This is a genomic window from Streptomyces sp. 11-1-2, assembly GCF_003595545.1.
GTDB classification, from domain to species: domain Bacteria; phylum Actinomycetota; class Actinomycetes; order Streptomycetales; family Streptomycetaceae; genus Streptomyces; species Streptomyces hygroscopicus_B.
Map to the genome: position 1 here is coordinate 471,234 of NZ_CP022545.1, position 14,664 is coordinate 485,897.

Annotated in this window: 19 protein-coding genes; all 19 read right to left on the bottom strand. The window is 71.2% G+C overall.

Annotated features, from left to right (window positions below; genetic code table 11):
• Window positions 1–54 precede the first annotated feature (54 nt).
• The 19 genes from CGL27_RS02270 to CGL27_RS02360 all read right to left on the bottom strand — a co-directional run bounded on the left by CGL27_RS02270 (window position 55) and on the right by CGL27_RS02360 (window position 14,659).
• A complete protein-coding gene (locus CGL27_RS02270; protein WP_119984086.1) occupies window positions 55–627 on the bottom strand; it encodes a hypothetical protein in 573 nt (190 codons plus the stop codon).
• On the bottom strand, window positions 581–1,912 hold the full coding sequence (locus tag CGL27_RS02275) for a methylaspartate mutase (protein WP_119984088.1): 1,332 nt from the start codon (window positions 1,910–1,912) through the stop codon (window positions 581–583). Before CGL27_RS02275 ends, CGL27_RS02270 begins: the two co-directional genes overlap by 47 nt.
• Entirely contained in the window at window positions 1,909–2,385 is a 477-nt protein-coding gene (locus tag CGL27_RS02280) for a cobalamin-dependent protein (protein WP_078638219.1), read from the bottom strand. The genes CGL27_RS02275 and CGL27_RS02280 overlap by 4 nt, the downstream gene beginning before the upstream one ends.
• Window positions 2,386–2,401: 16 nt before the next feature.
• Entirely contained in the window at window positions 2,402–3,133 is a 732-nt protein-coding gene (locus CGL27_RS02285; protein WP_119984090.1) for a DsbA family protein, read from the bottom strand.
• Window positions 3,130–4,083: a thioesterase family protein gene (locus tag CGL27_RS02290; RefSeq protein WP_119984092.1), complete on the bottom strand. Its 954-nt coding sequence runs from the start codon at window positions 4,081–4,083 to the stop codon at window positions 3,130–3,132. Before CGL27_RS02290 ends, CGL27_RS02285 begins: the two co-directional genes overlap by 4 nt.
• Before the next feature lie 2 nt (window positions 4,084–4,085).
• On the bottom strand, window positions 4,086–4,985 hold the full coding sequence (locus CGL27_RS02295; protein ID WP_119984094.1) for an alpha/beta fold hydrolase: 900 nt from the start codon (window positions 4,983–4,985) through the stop codon (window positions 4,086–4,088).
• A 1-nt stretch (window position 4,986) separates the two neighbouring features.
• Window positions 4,987–5,964, bottom strand: a complete 978-nt coding sequence (locus tag CGL27_RS02300; RefSeq protein WP_119984096.1) for a beta-ketoacyl synthase N-terminal-like domain-containing protein — start codon at window positions 5,962–5,964, stop codon at window positions 4,987–4,989.
• Window positions 5,961–7,097 carry a beta-ketoacyl synthase N-terminal-like domain-containing protein gene (locus CGL27_RS02305; RefSeq protein ID WP_119984098.1) on the bottom strand — a complete coding sequence of 379 codons (1,137 nt, stop codon included), beginning with the start codon at window positions 7,095–7,097 and terminating at the stop codon, window positions 5,961–5,963. Before CGL27_RS02305 ends, CGL27_RS02300 begins: the two co-directional genes overlap by 4 nt.
• Window positions 7,072–8,250, bottom strand: coding sequence for a beta-ketoacyl synthase N-terminal-like domain-containing protein (locus CGL27_RS02310; RefSeq protein WP_119984100.1), 1,179 nt, complete (start codon window positions 8,248–8,250; stop codon window positions 7,072–7,074). The genes CGL27_RS02305 and CGL27_RS02310 overlap by 26 nt, the downstream gene beginning before the upstream one ends.
• Complete coding sequence (locus tag CGL27_RS02315; protein WP_119984102.1) at window positions 8,247–9,455, bottom strand: beta-ketoacyl-[acyl-carrier-protein] synthase family protein; 1,209 nt, start codon at window positions 9,453–9,455, stop codon at window positions 8,247–8,249. Before CGL27_RS02315 ends, CGL27_RS02310 begins: the two co-directional genes overlap by 4 nt.
• A gap of 6 nt (window positions 9,456–9,461) precedes the next feature.
• Entirely contained in the window at window positions 9,462–9,719 is a 258-nt protein-coding gene (locus tag CGL27_RS02320) for an acyl carrier protein (RefSeq protein WP_078638227.1), read from the bottom strand.
• Window positions 9,720–9,797: 78 nt separating this feature from the next.
• The gene (locus tag CGL27_RS02325; RefSeq protein ID WP_119984104.1) at window positions 9,798–10,280 is read right to left on the bottom strand and encodes a beta-hydroxyacyl-ACP dehydratase; all 483 of its coding nucleotides are present in this window, start codon (window positions 10,278–10,280) and stop codon (window positions 9,798–9,800) included.
• A complete protein-coding gene (locus CGL27_RS02330; protein WP_119984106.1) occupies window positions 10,267–10,701 on the bottom strand; it encodes a hypothetical protein in 435 nt (144 codons plus the stop codon). Before CGL27_RS02330 ends, CGL27_RS02325 begins: the two co-directional genes overlap by 14 nt.
• Window positions 10,698–11,438: a 3-oxoacyl-[acyl-carrier-protein] reductase gene (gene fabG / locus CGL27_RS02335; RefSeq protein ID WP_078638230.1), complete on the bottom strand. Its 741-nt coding sequence runs from the start codon at window positions 11,436–11,438 to the stop codon at window positions 10,698–10,700. Before fabG ends, CGL27_RS02330 begins: the two co-directional genes overlap by 4 nt.
• A 77-nt stretch (window positions 11,439–11,515) precedes the next feature.
• On the bottom strand, window positions 11,516–12,523 hold the full coding sequence (sbnB, locus tag CGL27_RS02340; protein WP_119984108.1) for a 2,3-diaminopropionate biosynthesis protein SbnB: 1,008 nt from the start codon (window positions 12,521–12,523) through the stop codon (window positions 11,516–11,518).
• A 1-nt stretch (window position 12,524) separates the two neighbouring features.
• Complete coding sequence (gene sbnA / locus CGL27_RS02345) at window positions 12,525–13,529, bottom strand: 2,3-diaminopropionate biosynthesis protein SbnA (protein ID WP_078638232.1); 1,005 nt, start codon at window positions 13,527–13,529, stop codon at window positions 12,525–12,527.
• Window positions 13,529–14,056, bottom strand: a complete 528-nt coding sequence (locus CGL27_RS02350) for a DUF3995 domain-containing protein (protein WP_078638233.1) — start codon at window positions 14,054–14,056, stop codon at window positions 13,529–13,531. Before CGL27_RS02350 ends, sbnA begins: the two co-directional genes overlap by 1 nt.
• 57 nt (window positions 14,057–14,113) lie before the next feature.
• Window positions 14,114–14,371 carry an acyl carrier protein gene (locus CGL27_RS02355; RefSeq protein WP_119984110.1) on the bottom strand — a complete coding sequence of 86 codons (258 nt, stop codon included), beginning with the start codon at window positions 14,369–14,371 and terminating at the stop codon, window positions 14,114–14,116.
• Between the two features lie 69 nt (window positions 14,372–14,440).
• Window positions 14,441–14,659 (bottom strand): MbtH family protein, encoded by a 219-nt coding sequence (locus tag CGL27_RS02360; RefSeq protein WP_078638235.1) that lies wholly within the window; start codon window positions 14,657–14,659, stop codon window positions 14,441–14,443.
• Window positions 14,660–14,664 lie beyond the last annotated feature (5 nt).

The following is a 14,664-nucleotide window of genomic DNA, read 5'->3' on the forward strand; positions in this document are numbered from 1 at the left end:
GCCCCTTTGACGAGGGTGGGTGGGCCCCTCGGGTCGACCGGCGGCCAGGCCGTCCTAGCCCGCGGTGGTGGCCACCTTCTTCGCGATGGCCCGCAGCAGGTCATGGCGGATCATGCCGCTGCCCGCCCGCATGAACCCCCAGTACAGGGCGAAGGCGCGGCGGGTGGCGGGGTCGGTGTTCAGGACCCGGGTCTCGGTGGACAGCAGGGTGCCGTCGCCCTCGGGGGTGAGGCGGAAGTTCATCACCACCTTGGACCAGCCCGCCTCGTCGAAGTGTGCGAACGCCTCCGGATCGCCGCGTTGGACGTCCGGGCGCGTGGGGCGCAGCGCGGTGTAGCGGGCGATGTCGCCGAGCACCACCTCATGGGGCGGGTCGGCGGCCATCTCCCGGGGTGCCATCGACTCCAGGACCCGCAGGTCCATGCCCTGGTGGGCGCCGGTGTCGACACCGCCCACCCAGGTTTTGGGGCCGCCGCGCACCCGCATCAGGCCGAGGGTGACGGCGAGTTCGCCGACCCGCAGGTCCATGAGTTCCTGCCAGACCCGCTCCGGCGGGGCGTCGATCCGGCGGTTGTGGTGTTCACGCTTGTCGAAGGTCGGCAGCAGTCGTTCCAGCGTCCAGTGCATCGCTTGTCCTCATGTCCTGGCTCCGCAGGGCCAGCAGATCGTGTGTGCGTTCCACGTACGACAGCGCCGACAGCAACTCCGAGCTGCCGACGGTGTGTTCGCGTGTCCCGCCGGTGATGCCCCGGATGGGCATCGAGCCGACGGATGCCCAGCGCAGCCGCCCCGCCTCGTCGATATAGCCACGGGAGCGTCCGTGGTTGTCGGAGTGCAGACAGTACGGCACATCGAGATAGCCCTTGGCGAAGGCGCGCACCAGGGCCTGTCCGACGTCCGGGTGGAGGTCGAGCACGGCCTCGATGAGCTGCCGGGCCTCGGCGGCGATACCGGTGTCCGGGGCCCGGGCGGGGTCCGGGAGTCTCCTGGTGGCTTCGGCCGCCGCGGCGGCGCCCGCCAACTCCAGCGCCTCGACGTTCTCCTCGATGGTGGGGATGCGGTACGACTCGGCCGGTGTCTTGACGATGAGCCGGGTGGCGCCCGTGCGGACGGCGAGTTCGGCGGCCGCGCGCAGCACGAGGAGGGCACCGCCGTGGGTACGCGGGTACTTGCCCATGTAGGTGTACACCACGATGTGCCAGTCGGTGTCGTCCGGCAGGAACGCGGTGGCCAGCGACCGCAGCGCGGCCACCGCCTCCTCGTCCTGCCGGGCGTCGGTCTGCTGGGCGTAGCTGAGCGAGATGCTCCGCAGCCCGTGCCGGTGGAAGAAGAGCCCTTCGAGCACGGTGATGGCGATGAGCAGTCCGGGCGGGCACAGCTGGCCCATCATGCACCCGCCGAAGCTCTCCAGATGGGGCTCGACGCCCCGGTCCCGCAGCTCCGCGAACCGCTCGCAGGAGCGTGCCCAGCTCGCGGTGGCCTCCCGCAGCGGGACCCGGCTGTAGGGCAGGCAGTACGAGACGGGCCCGCCCTCGGTGGCGTCCAGCCCGGCTGTGACGAGCGCGGCGATGATGTCGTCCGGCAGCGCCGAGCCGTGTCTGACCTGGACCGGGAAGCCGGGGCCCTGGATGCCGTCGAGGACGGCACGGGTGGTGTCCGGGCCGTGGGTGACGAGCGGATAGCCGTTGAGCGGAAAGCCATCGGCCAGGGCGCGCTCGGCCGTGGCGTAGTCCTTCACCCGCGTATAGCTGTCCAGGGTGAGGGTGCCGACGGTGGCCGCCCGCGCCCGCCGGACGGCCTCCAGCCCCGCGCGCATCCATCGTGGGTCGCTGAAGCCCATCCGGGGCTGGACCAGCAGCCCCGTGGCGCGCCGGCGGGCGGCCAGCCCGGCGAAGGAGCCGGATGTGGTCATGAGGCGGCGACGGGGTGGCGGGGGGCGGGGTGGTCCAGGGAGGCCAGGAACCGGCCGATCTCGGCCGGTTCGGCGTCGTCCTGGAACACGGCGCTGAAGCCCGCCGAGACGAGCCGCCGCGCCATGCCGTCCGCCTCGGCGCCCCCGGTGATGCCCAGCTTTCCGCCGATCACCACCGGGGTGTCCCGGGTCCGCGGCTCGGATCGGAGCTTGCCGATCAGCCGCGCGCCGTCCACCTGCCCATGACCGTTGACCGTGCTGATCACCACCAGGTCGGGACGGATCGCGGAGCATTCCCGGACCAGCAGTTCGTCCGGCACACACGCGCCGAGGTTGATGACGCGGTGGCCCATCTCCTCCAGCAGCAGCTGAAGGAAGACGAGGTTCCAGGTGTGGGAATCCGAGGACACGCTGCTGAGCAGTACGGTGCGGCCGCGCGGGGCGACGGCCGCGTTGACGGGGTTCATGAGCATGGGATCTCTCCTGGCCTCAGCCGCAGCCGCCGGCGGAGTCGGAGTCGTAGGCGCCGACCCGCTCCAGCAGTGCGGCTGGCACCTGGTCGTCGATGGCTTCGGGCATCGGCTCGGCCACGTCCACACCGGCCTTCCGCAGGGCCGGGATCAGCTCGTCGAGGAAGCCGTCGACCCGGTCCAGGCCCCAGAAGCGGTGGCGTCCGACCTTGAAGTACGGGATGCCGAACACATCGTCGTCGTAGGCGGCGGCGAGGGCGTCCACGCCTTCGGCACGCAGTGCGGGGTCGTGGGCGGCGGCCACCATCTCGTCGCCGTCGAACCCGGCCGCCTCGGCCACCCGGTGCAGCACCTCGGTGTCGCAGATGTTCTCGCCGCGCTCCCAGCGGGCGGCGGACACCGCCGCGTAGAAGTCACGCTCACGGCCGAGGTGGCGCGCCTTCAGCCAGGCCAGATGCGGCAGCTCCCACCACGGGTCGATGTCCACCGGCCAGGACATGGTGTATCCGAAGCGGGTGGAGAGCCGCTTGGTGTCCTGGAGGATGTACAGGTGCTTGGCCTTGCTCATCTGGGTGTAGTGGAAGCCGGAGTCGCGCTCCTCCAGCGCGGCCCGGGTCCTCTCGTCCGGGTCCCAGTACGGGTAGTACTCGATGACCTCCGGGGCCTGCGGAAAGCGCTCCTCCAGCCGCTTGAGCCCCATCCAGCTGAACGGGGAGCGCAGGTTGAAGTAGAGGCGGGGCGGTCGCTTCATCGGGCGTCCCCCAGCAGCGCGGCGCGGGTGGTGTCGTCGAACTCGGCGAGGCTGCCGGCCAGTTCGCCGCGGCTGACGGCGTAGCCGTGCATGATGCTCCCGGTGGCGGTGTGCACCAGCCGTCCGTCGCGGTGGACATAGGTGTCGAAGGTGGCGGTGTACATCACGTCCTTGAGGATCTCCTGGACGGTGAACACGGTGTGCAGGGTCTCTTCCATGAGTGCGTCGGCGAGCATGTGCACCCGGGCGCGGGACACCACGGGGATCCAGCCGCGCTCGACGAGCATGGTGCGGATGGAGATGCCGCGGTCCTCCAGGAATCGGTCCACGACCTCCTCCATGGCCCGGACGTAGCCGGAGTGCTGGAGCCGGTCGGAGAAGTGGCAGTAGAAGTACGGGATCCGCCAGGACCACAGGAAGGCGTTGGAGCCGGCCGGGGTGAGAACGGCGGACAGCTCGCTGTCGGCGACGGTCCGGGGCTCGTGGTCCGCGGCGTCGGCGAGGGCGGCCACCTCGGGGACCGTGTAGGGCTCCAGATGGGCGGGGACGGGCTGGATGCCGGCCGGGGCGTCCTTCAGGGTGACCAGGGCGACCCGGATCTTGCCGGTGAGGACGGTGACGGTCTCGCCGTCCCGCTCGACGGTCAGCCGGAGCTTGAACGGGGCGCCGTGGCCGGGCTTGGGCTTGCCCGGCTCCACGACGGCGGTGACCTCGTCGTCGATGCCGAGCGTGGCGGGCAGGCTGACCGAGTGGTCGACGATCTCCAGGCCGAGGCCGTAAGTGTGGTACAGCGTCTCCGCACCCACCCCGCGCTCGCGGAAGTACTGGAGGACCGCCTCCTCCGTCAGATACATGAAGTGCTTGAAGCCGATCCAGGTGCGGATGTTGGCGCCCTCGTAGCGGGGCCTGCCCACGGGGGTGGTGAGGGTGCCGTCCAGCAGCTCCGTCATGGTCATTCCTTTGTGGTGAGAAGGGTGGTGGCGAGGGAGGTGGCCACCGGGAGGGCGGTGAGGTCGTCCAGGAAGCCGGTGATGTCCGCGCCGACGTCCCCGGGCTGCTCCGCATGGCAGAAGTGGGTGTAGCCGGGGCGTCTGCGGACCGTCGCCGCGGGCATGGCGGTGGCCAGGGCCGCCGCGCGGTCCTCGGACAGCGAGGCGTCGCCGTGTCCGGCCAGGACGAGGGTGGGCACGGTGACGGCGCCCAGGTCCAGTTCGGTGGTGCCGGTGAACTGCAGGAACAGGGTGAGGAATCCGACCGGGCCGATCCGCTCGACGGTGGTGTCCGCCATGGCGGCGAGCACCTCGGGGTCCAGGTCCTGGGCCCGTCTCCCCAGTCCGACGCGTACGCCGTCGGCGATGATCTGCCGGAAGCCCGCCAGCGCCGCGTCGTGCAGGGGCCAGTCCACCCGGAGGGATTCGGGGCGGAAGAACGGGGCGAGGAGTACCGCGGCGCGCGGCTGGGGCGCGCCGTCCCGGTCGGCCAGGTGTTCCAGGACGGCGTTGGCTCCGAAGGAGTGGCCGATCAGGATGTCCACGGGCTCGGGGACCAGGGCGAGCGCCTCGCGCAGCCAGTGCGCGGGGGTGCCGTGGTGCCGCCAGCGGTAGCGGTTGCCCGCGCGCCACGGCAGGTCGAGCGCGTAGGTCCGGCAGCGGCCCGCCAGCTCTCCGGCCAGCGGCTGCCATCCGGCCCACCCGCCTTCGAGACCGTGTACCAGGGCCACCACGGGAGGGCCGGGGTGCGGTGCCGGGGACGTCCCCAGCACGGCCAGCCGCTCCCGCGTCCTGTGGACCTCGGCCACCGCTGTCCACCAGTCGGGCGGGGATCCCGGGCGCGCCCCGTTCGACTCCGCCATGTCAACCGCCTCCCGCGAGGGCGGGGACGACCGCCGGGTCGAGCCGCACCGAGGCGTAGCCGTCCTCGCCGTCACCGCAGGTGATCAGCGCCCCACCCGGCCCGGACGGCTGCCCGGAGCCCAGCCAGGCGGCGGCCACGGCCAGTTGGACCACGCCGAGCGCTCCGTAGACCTCGCCCAGATGCGCGGTGAGGTCGATGCCGCCACCGGCTCCCGGGGCCCCGGGAGCGGTGAGCCGGAGCGCGGTGGGCGGCGCGAGGGTGTCGGCGATGTCGTCCGGCCGGGTGTGCCGGCGCACGCCGCCCAGGCGCGGTCCGGTCCCGCCGGGTTCCAGTACGACGCAGGCGGCGGCGGCCCGGAGCGGGACCGGCAGCGCGGTGCCGGGTGCGGCGGGGCGGAGGGCGGCCAGCCCGCGGGCCACCTCGTCATCGGGTTCGACCCCGACCACCACGACCCGGCGGGCGCGTTCGCCGCGCAGCAGCAGGGCGCCCAGCCGGACGGCGTCCAGACCGGAGGTGGCGCCGGAGCACACCATCAGATTGGGCCCGGTGAAGCCGTAGCGGATGGCGAGGGTGCTGGCGATCACATTGCTGGAGGCGTTGGGACCGTTCAGCGGGCTGACGTCGTGGGCGGAGCCGGCCCGCATCTCGGCCACGATGTCGCGGACGGTCCGGGCGTTGCCGACGTTGGAGCTGACGACGACGGCGGTGTGTTCCGCTCCGGGGAGCGGTTCGGTGAGCTTGCCCGGGGGCAGTGCGAAGGCACGGTGGACCGCGCACAGCGCCAGCCGGGTCGCGTCCTCCTTGAACAGCAGCCCCTTGCGGCCCAGTACGGTGTGCGCCTGGTCCGGGCCGCAGGCCGGTTCCGGGGCCACGGAGGAGAAGAGCTCCCCCGCCGCGGTCGCCGCGAAGCCACCGATCGGATCGGGCACATGGAGGGCGTGTGCGGTGACGGTCACCCCGTCGGAGTTCATGGTCATCGGTCCACCCCGATCACGCTGACGGCATTGACTCCGCCGAATCCGAAGGCGTTGACCTGGGCCACCCGGGCGTCGCACGGGGCGGGTTCGCCGACGACCAGCCGCAGTCCGGCGGCCGCCTCGATCGGCTCGGCCAGCCCCACGGTCGCGGGCACCGAACCGGAGCGCATCGCCTCGGCGGCGACGAGCAGGCTCATCAGCGCCGCGCTGCCGGAGGTGTGCCCGATGGCGCCCTTGATGCCGGTCACCAGCGGGCCCGGGGCGGCACCGGCGAAGACCGTGTCCAGGGCGGCGGCCTCGGTCGGGTCGTTGAGCGCCGTGCCGGTGCCATGGGCGAGGACCAGGCCGATGTCGTGCGGGCTGACCCCGGCGCGGCGGTGGGCGTCCCGCATGGCCGCGACGATGCCGCCCGCGTCCGGGGCGGTCTCATGGTGGGCGTCGCAGGAGAGCCCGGTGGCGAGGACGGTGGCGAGTGCGCCGGGCCCGGCGTCGGCGGCCCGTCGCAGGACGACCGCCACCGCGCCCTCGCCCAGCAGGACACCGGCGCGGCCCTCCTGGAAGGGTTGGAGTGCGGGCGTGGGAGCGTCGGCCACCCGGCCGATCATGGTGAGCATGGATTCGCTCATCGCGTCGCAGCCCGCCGCGACGACCGCGTCGGCCTCGCCCGCCGCGAGCAGGTCCTGGGCGAGCGCGAGGGCGTGGCCGGATGCGGAGCAGGCGTTGGACACCGTGATCACCTCGGTGACCTCGGGCAGCACCTCCCGGACCGCGGTGGTGAAGTGCAGATCCCGGCGGCGCACCGGGACGCCGTCCACGGCCCAGCGCTCCATGGCCCGCAGTTCGCGCAGTCCGGTGCCGACGATGACGGACACCCGCTCGGCGGCCGGGTCCACCCCGGCCTGGCGGACTGCGCCGAGGACACAGCGGGTGAGCCAACGCCCGGCCCGCAGCGGCAGTTCGGACTCGGCGTCGGCGGAGTCGTCGACGTGGTAGCCGCGGGTGACGTTGATGCGGCCGGTGTCGTAGAACCGCAGGCCCTGGCTGCCGTCGACGCCCTTGGCCAGGGCGGCGAAGGTGGTGTCGGTGCCGCCGTGGCAGGTGAGCAGCTCAGCCCCGGTGATCGCCACGTGCACGGTGCCACCCCCTCAGTACGGCCGCGCCGACACCGCCGTCGGGAGAGACCGAGGTGACCACGGACACCGCGCCGTCCAGCTCCGGGTGGCCGCGGTGGCCGGCCAGCAGGGCGGCGATCTGCAGCGAGCCGGAGGCGCTCTGGCACTCGCCGACCCACTCAGTGGCCCGCACCCGCCACACCTCGGCGCCGAGCGCGCTCTCGATACCACGGCGCTCGATGTCGTCCAGGCGGGCGATTCCGCTCTCGCCGGTGGCGACCGCCCGCACCTGGGACGGTTCCACCGCGGCGCGGCGCAGGGCGCGGCCGATGCAGTCGGCGAGCCCGGCTCCGGCGTCGAGCTCCCGGCCGGGGGCGCCGTAGGTGCCGACCTCGACCGCCAGGACCTCGGCGTCGGGGGTGCGTCCCTGGGCGCGTGCCGCCTCGGCGTTCTCCACGACGAAGACGGCGGAGCCTTCGCCCACCTTGGCCCGGCCCTCCTCGGCGGAGTGCTGGCGGTGGCTGAACCAGGCGGTGTGCGGGCTGAACTCCTCGGCGGAACCGACGAGCAGGGCGTCCGCGTAGCCGCGCCGGATCTGGTTGCGGGCGTAGCGCAGGGCGCTCAGCCCGGCGAGCCGACCGCCGGCGACGGTGGCGTTGACGCCCTTGAGCCCCAGCCAGATCGCGGACTGGCCGGCGGCGCAGTTCATCACGGTGTTGGGGAACAGCACCGGGTTGACCCGGAACGGCCGGTCGCCCTCCAGGGTTTCGCGGCTGTAGTCGCTGGTGGCCTTGATGCTGCCGGCGGTGGTGCCAAGGACGATGCCGACCCGGTCGCGGTTGTCGTCGGTGACGGTCAGGTCGGTGTCGTCGAGGGCGAGGGTGCAGCCCAGCAGACCGAGGGAGGTGCTGCGGTCGAAGAAGCTGGTGCCCTTGCGGCCGAGGTGGTCGCGCACCTTGAAGTCGGGCATGGCGAACGCCTCGCGCTCGGGCAGCTCTTCGTCGAACATGCCGGTGACGTCGCGCAGCCCGCTGCGGCCTTCGCCGACGGCGGTGGTGAACTCGCCGGCGCCGATGGCCAGGGAGGTGACGACGCCCCAGCCGGTGATGGCCAGGGTGTTCTCGCGGACGCCCCGGTGGCCGGGGGTGTCCGGGGTGATGGCGGTGGCGTTCATGCGACCCGTCCGAGGATGGTGATGGCGTTGTTGCCGCCGAAGGCGAAGCCGTTGTTCTGCACGACCTTGGGCTGTGCCGGGCGGCTCTCGTTCGGCACGGGGTCGATGGCGGGCAGTTCGGGGTCGGGGGTGCGGTAGTTGGTGGTCGGGGGCAGGAAGCCCTCGTCGATGGCGAGTGCGGAGGCGATGGCGCCGAATCCGCTGGCCGCGCCCATGGTGTGGCCGAGCATGGACTTGATGGAGCTGATCGGCGGGGGCCGGGTGCCGAAGACCTCGACCACGGCCTGGGCCTCCATCGCGTCGTTGGCCGGGGTGCCGGTGCCGTGGGCGCAGATGTAGTCGATGTCGGCGGGGGCGATACCGGCGTTGTGGTGGGCCCGGCGCATGCACTCGGCGATGCTCACCGGGTCGGGGGCGACCATGTGGTTGGCGTCGCAATTGAGGCCGTAGCCGAGCACCTCGGCGTAGATGTGGGCGCCGCGTTCGGTGGCGGACTCCAGGGACTCCAGGAAGAGGGCGGCCCCGCCCTCGCCGGTGAGGATGCCGGAGCGGTCCTTGTCGAACGGTGAGCAGACCTTCTCGGTGAGCGCGCCGAGCCGGTAGAAACCGGCGTGCGCCCAGCGGCACACCGAGTCCGCGCCACCGGCGATCATGTAGTCGGCGTCGCCGGTGACGATCTGGTCGTAGGCGTAGCCGAGTGCGTAGTTGCTGGCCGAGCAGGCGGTGGACAGGGTCACCGCCTCGCCGGTGAGGCCGAGTTCCTGGTTGACGGCAGCGGCCAGCCGGGAGGCCGGGACCTGGGCCGCGTACGCCGGGGTGATCTGGTCCAGCCCGCTGTGCACCCACTCGGCGGTGAGGGCCTCGATGACCTGGGACTCTCCGCTGGTGGTACCGATGCTGGAGCCGGCGGCGGCGCCCGCGAGCGCCTTCTCGTCGATTCCGGCGTCCTCGACGGCCAGCCGCGCGGCGGCGGCCGCGAACAAGCTGGTGCGGCCCCACTCGGATGTGGAGAGGGTGCGCAGCAGCGCCTTGGGGTCGAAGTCGGGTACCTCACCGGCCATGTAGTGCGGGAAGCCGGAGGAGTCGAAGCTGGAGATGGCGGAGATGCCACTGGTGCCGGCGCGCAGGGCCTGGCCGAACGCCGTGACACCGGTGCCGATGCTGGAGACCGGGCCGAGCCCGGTGATGACCACTCGTCGGTTCATCGGTGATCAGTCCTGCCAGCCGGCCTGGTTGGCCACGACGTCGTAGACGGCCTTGAGGTTCTCCATCCGCGGCAGCTCGGACTGCGGGATGTCGATCTTGTACTTCTTCTCGATCCGGGCGAGGATCTCGATCGCCCGGAGCGAGTCCGCCTCGTGCTCCTCCACGAACGAACCGGTCTCGGTGATCTCCTCCGGCTCGACCTCGAGCACCTCGGCGACGATCTCGCGCAGCTCGTCCAGATGCTTCTCACGCGCTTCGGACATGGGAATTCTCCTGAATTCGGCAGGGGGACGGGGGTGGCTGGCAAAAGCCTGGGACGGGGTTGGGGGGCGTGCGGAGGGTCATGAGCCGGTGCCGGCGGCGAGCCCCTCGCGTACGACGGCGAGGACCGAGCCGAGGGTGGCGATGCGGCGGTCGCCCACCCAGGTCTCGCCGCGCATGAACGCGTTGTCGCCGATGAGCTGGTCGATCTCGACGGTGTGGCGCAGCACATCGCCGGGGTAGGCGCTGCCGGTGATCGTCACCTCGCGGGCGGAGCCGAAGATGAGGGTGCCCTCGCTCCGCTCCCCGGCCGTGGCGGCGGAGTACAGCCACAGCACGGCGCCGGTCTGGCCGAACGACTCGACGAGCAGGGAGGCCGGATAGGCGTAGGCGGACACGGGGACGTCCTCGTCCAGACCGGCGTAGCAGGGTTCGCTGCCGGTCACGGTCTTGGTGGCGACGATGCGCACGCCGGGTTCGAGGTCCAGGACGCGGTCCACGAGCAGGACGGGGTGGCGGTGCGGGAGGATACGCCGGATGTCGGCGTGCTCAAGCGTGACCATCGCCGTCCCTCCGGTCGATGCGCAGTTCGAGGGTCATCCGGGCGGACAGGGCACCGTCGCCGCGGTGGCAGCGGACCTTGGCCCGCACCGTCGCGGGGGTGTCGTCGCGTTCGGTCAGATCGCAGCCGATGCGCAGGGTGTCCCCGGGCAGGAGCGGGGCCGCGAAGCTGATCGAGGTGATGGCGGCCAGTTCGGCGACCGCACCCGGGCCGTGCCGTTCGGTGGCCCAGTGGCGGATGGCCTGGTGGACGGATTCGAGGGTGAACACACCCGGGTAGATGGTGAAGTCCGGGTAGTGGCCGACGAGATACGGGTCCTCGCCGACGATCCGCTTGACCGCCTCCACCCGTGCGCCGGCCGGGGCGTCCGCGATGTCCACCGTGTCGACCGCGGTGAGCGGGGCGGCGAACCGGCGGCTCACAGGACGATGCCCCCGTCGACCTGGAGGATCTGCCCGGTGATGTAGCCGGCCCGGTCGGACACCAGGAACGACACCAGTTCGGCCACGTCCTCGGGGGTGCCGAAGCGGCGCATGGGGACCAGCTCCATCGCCTGGGCGCGCACCTTGTCGGTGAGGCCCGCGGTCATGTCGGTCTCGATGAACCCGGGGGCGACGACGTTGACCCGCAGGCCGTAGGGGGCGAGCTCCTTGGCCAGCGCCTTGCTCATGCCGTTGATACCGGCCTTGGCGGCGGAGTAGTTGGTCTGCGCCTTGTTGCCGTAGACGCCGGCCACCGAGGAGACGTTGACGATGACGCCCTGCTTGCGCTTCATGAAGCCGAACGCCATCGACCTGCAGAAGTTGAAGACACCGGTCAGGCTGGCGTCGATGACGGCGTCCCAGTCCTCCACCGGCATCAGCACGAGGGGGTTGTCGCGGACGATGCCGGCCGAGTTGACGAGGGTGTCGATGGGGCCGAGGTCGGCCTCGGCCTCCTTGATGAAGGACTGCACGGCCTCGAAGTCCGCGACGTCACAGGGCGCGTGGAAGCAGCGCACCCCCAGCTCGCGGATCCGCTCGGCGGTCTCCTCGGCGCGCTCCTTCTCGCTGCGGTAGCAGAACGCGACGTCCATTCCGTCCTGGGCGAGGCGGAGGGCGACGCTCGCGCCGATACCGCGCGATCCCCCGGTGACAAGGGCACGGCGTTGTGTGGACATGGGAATTACCTCATGCTTCGGGGCCGGATATGGGCCAGTGAGTGGTGAGCGGAGGGCGGGTCACGAGCCGGTGGTGCTCACCAGCGGGTGGTCTCACCGAAGAATCCTTCGATGGCGGTGGCCTCGTTCGCCTCGAGGGCGGCCCGGTGCACGAACGCGCCCACGGCGAGGTCCAGCACGCCGAGGCCGAAGGGCGAGAAGATGACGGGCCGGTCGGTGGCCACCTTCCGGCGACCGCGGATCACATCCGCGAGGGTGCCGTTGATGAACTCCCGGTGGCCGAACTTCTGCTCGGCCAGATGCGGCGAGGTGTTGGCCGTGAGGCAGTGGTCGATGTCGTCCAGGATGTTGCAGGCGCCCACGATGATCTCCGGGTCGATGTCCCGCAGGGAGATGTTGAGGACGACCTGACCGGGGGCGAAGGTGCCCGGCCGGGTGATGTAGGGCTCTCCTGCCGTGGTGGCGAGCACCACCAGATCGGCCTGCGCGATCGCCTTGTCCCGGTCGGTGGCGACGCTCGTACGGTGGCCGAGGACGCCGGACACATGCTCGGCGAGCGATTCGGCGTAGCGCGGGTCCCGGTCGTGCACCAGCACCTCGTCGAGTTGCCAGTCGCGGTCGGTGAAGAACTCCAGGATGTTGCGGGCGATGATGCCCGCGCCGATCACCAGGAGCCGCCGGGCGGTCCGGGATCCGTGCAGCGTCTCGGCGGCGAGCACGGCGGAGGCCGCGGTACGGGCGGCGCTGATCTGGGCGGCTTCGAGGCAGGCGAACGGATAGCCGGTCTCGTAGTCGTTGAGCAGCAGGACCGCCGAGGCGCGCGGCACCGAGCGCTCGATATTGGCGGGGAAGCTGGCGATCCACTTGATGCCGGCGACCGAGTGCTCTCCGCCCAGATAGGCGGGCAGGGCGATGATGCGGCTGTCGGGCTTGTCGGGGAAGCGCAGGAAGTAGCTGTTGGGATTGACCGAGTCACCCAGGTCATGGGTGAGGTAGGTGTCCCGCACCTGGTCAACGATCCTCGACCGGGAGCGGCCGATCACCCGGCGGGCGGTTTTGCCGCTGACGACATGGAAGTCGAACATGTCAGCCTTTCAGGAGCAGTGAGCCGTCGGCGTCCGGATGGTCGTCCGCGCCCGCCGGGGCCAGGGCCTGGTGTCCGAAGCGTTCCTGGACCCAGGCGTCGTCGTAGATGGTGTTGAGATAGCGGTCCCCGGTGTCGGGGGCGATGGCCACGACGGTGGATCCGGGCGGCAGCGACGGGCCCCTGCGCGCCACGGCCGCCAGGACCGAGCCGGTGGAGCCGCCGGTGGCGATGCCCCGGCTTCTGGCGATGGTGCGGCACATGCGGACCGCCTCAACCTCGGGGACGATGACGATGTCGTCGACGAGCCGGGGGTCGCACAGCTCGGGCTTGCGGCTGGTGCCCAGCCCGGGGAGATGCCGCTTGCCGGGCGGGAAACCGAAGGTGACGGATCCCGCGGTGTCCACCGCGACGATCCGGGTGTGCGGGGAGCGTTCGCGGAAGTAGGCCGCGCAGCCCATCAGGGTGCCGGTGGTGCCGGCCCCGATGAACAGGTGGTCGACCTCGGGGACCTCCTCGAGGATGGCGGCGGCGGTGCGCTCCCGGTGGATCCGGGGGTTGGCCTCGTTGGCGTACTGGTTCGGCCAGAACAGGGAGGGGTCCTCCCGCAGCCGGTCGTGGATGTGGTCGATCCTCGACTGCAGATAGCCGCCGTTGGCGTCCTTCTTGTCGACGACCACCACCGTCGCCCCGAAGGCCCGGATCAGGGCCGCGTTCTGGGGTGAGGTGTTCGGGTCGGTGACGCAGGTGAAGCGGTATCCCCTGGCGGCGCACACGGAGGCGAGCGCCACTCCCAGATTGCCCGAGGACGATTCGATGATGTGGCCGCCGGGTCTGAGAAGATTCCACCGTTCGGCGTCCTCGACCAGTCCGATGGCGGTCTTCAGTTTGATCGAACCGGCCGGATTGAAACCCTCGATCTTGAGCAGGAGCCGGATATCGGGGACGAGTCCATCGATCCGCAGGAAGACATGGTCGAAGACCAGGTCCTGCGCGCTGTCGTACATCAATTTCCTCCGCGCCTTTCCGGGCGCCGCGGATGGTTCATGACATAGGTCCGGGTGGCGAGGAAGAGCAGGATTCCCCACACCAGGAACGACATGTCCCAGACGAACAGGCGCCACAGCAGCGGCTTCCACTCGACGGGGTCGGACGGGGTGAGCACGCCGAACGCCACCAGCAGCAGGCTGCCGACCTGCAGGGCGCCGTAGACGGTCAGCAGCACCGCGCCGCCCCAGCCCGCGAGAAGCATCAGCGGGCGGGGAACGACGCGGCCCCACGGCCGGACGAGCGACAGCGAGAAGAGACCGCCCGCGACCTTGAGCGCGCCGGTGATCCAGACGACCGCGAGGAAGCCGGAGTTCCGGCGTTCCGCCATCCGCTGGATCGCGCCGCCCAGGGTGTCGATGCCGAAGGTGCCTCCGGCGGCCCAGTAGAAGCTGAACAGGCCGAAGACGATGGCCAGTACCGCGGCCGTGTATCCGGCCCAGGCCATCTGCCGTCCCCCGGTGTCCCGGGAAGCTGGAGCATTCATGTCGGTGATCCGCTTTCTTCCCTCGTGACGTCGTCGTCGCCGTGGTGTGCGAAGGGGTCAGTCCTGCCAGCCGGCCTGGTTGGCCACGACGTCGTAGACGGCCTTGAGGTTCTCCATCCGCGGCAGCTCGGACTGCGGGATGTCGATCTTGTACTTCTTCTCGATCCGGGCGAGGATCTCGATCGCCCGGAGCGAGTCCGCCTCGTGCTCCTCCACGAACGAACCGGTCTCGGTGATCTCCTCCGGCTCGACCTCGAGCACCTCGGCGACGATCTCGCGCAGCTCGTCCAGGTGCTGCTCACGCGCTTCGGACATGGTGTGCTCCTTCGGGTGTGTTTCTCGGATGGGTGTTCTTGTGGTGCGAGGGGGGTGGTTCGTGGGCCGTCAGGAGGCGGCCGCGTCCATGGCCTCGACAAGGCTCTTGGGGCGCATGTCGGTCCAGTTCTCATTGATGTGATCCAGGCAGGCCTGACGCCCGTCGGGGCCGTGGACGCCGGTCCAGCCGGCCGGGACCTCGGCGAAGACCGGCCACAGGGAGTACTGGCCCTCGTCGTTGACCAGCACCAGATACCTGGCGTCCGCGTCGTCGAAGGGGTTGCTCATCTCGC

Bases quoted from the DNA above. Each gene is read 5' to 3' on its own strand.
- CGL27_RS02270 (WP_119984086.1), bottom strand. From the start codon at position 627: ATGCACTGGACGCTGGAACGACTGCTGCCGACCTTCGACAAGCGTGAA.
- CGL27_RS02275 (WP_119984088.1), bottom strand. From the start codon at position 1,912: ATGACCACATCCGGCTCCTTCGCCGGGCTGGCCGCCCGCCGGCGCGCC.
- CGL27_RS02280 (WP_078638219.1), bottom strand. From the start codon at position 2,385: ATGCTCATGAACCCCGTCAACGCGGCCGTCGCCCCGCGCGGCCGCACC.
- CGL27_RS02285 (WP_119984090.1), bottom strand. From the start codon at position 3,133: ATGAAGCGACCGCCCCGCCTCTACTTCAACCTGCGCTCCCCGTTCAGC.
- CGL27_RS02290 (WP_119984092.1), bottom strand. From the start codon at position 4,083: ATGACGGAGCTGCTGGACGGCACCCTCACCACCCCCGTGGGCAGGCCC.
- CGL27_RS02295 (WP_119984094.1), bottom strand. From the start codon at position 4,985: ATGGCGGAGTCGAACGGGGCGCGCCCGGGATCCCCGCCCGACTGGTGG.
- CGL27_RS02300 (WP_119984096.1), bottom strand. From the start codon at position 5,964: ATGACCATGAACTCCGACGGGGTGACCGTCACCGCACACGCCCTCCAT.
- CGL27_RS02310 (WP_119984100.1), bottom strand. From the start codon at position 8,250: ATGAACGCCACCGCCATCACCCCGGACACCCCCGGCCACCGGGGCGTC.
- CGL27_RS02315 (WP_119984102.1), bottom strand. From the start codon at position 9,455: ATGAACCGACGAGTGGTCATCACCGGGCTCGGCCCGGTCTCCAGCATC.
- CGL27_RS02320 (WP_078638227.1), bottom strand. From the start codon at position 9,719: ATGTCCGAAGCGCGTGAGAAGCATCTGGACGAGCTGCGCGAGATCGTC.
- CGL27_RS02325 (WP_119984104.1), bottom strand. From the start codon at position 10,280: ATGGTCACGCTTGAGCACGCCGACATCCGGCGTATCCTCCCGCACCGC.
- fabG (WP_078638230.1), bottom strand. From the start codon at position 11,438: ATGTCCACACAACGCCGTGCCCTTGTCACCGGGGGATCGCGCGGTATC.
- sbnB (WP_119984108.1), bottom strand. From the start codon at position 12,523: ATGTTCGACTTCCATGTCGTCAGCGGCAAAACCGCCCGCCGGGTGATC.
- sbnA (WP_078638232.1), bottom strand. From the start codon at position 13,529: ATGTACGACAGCGCGCAGGACCTGGTCTTCGACCATGTCTTCCTGCGG.
- CGL27_RS02350 (WP_078638233.1), bottom strand. From the start codon at position 14,056: ATGAATGCTCCAGCTTCCCGGGACACCGGGGGACGGCAGATGGCCTGG.
- CGL27_RS02355 (WP_119984110.1), bottom strand. From the start codon at position 14,371: ATGTCCGAAGCGCGTGAGCAGCACCTGGACGAGCTGCGCGAGATCGTC.
- CGL27_RS02360 (WP_078638235.1), bottom strand. From the start codon at position 14,659: ATGAGCAACCCCTTCGACGACGCGGACGCCAGGTATCTGGTGCTGGTC.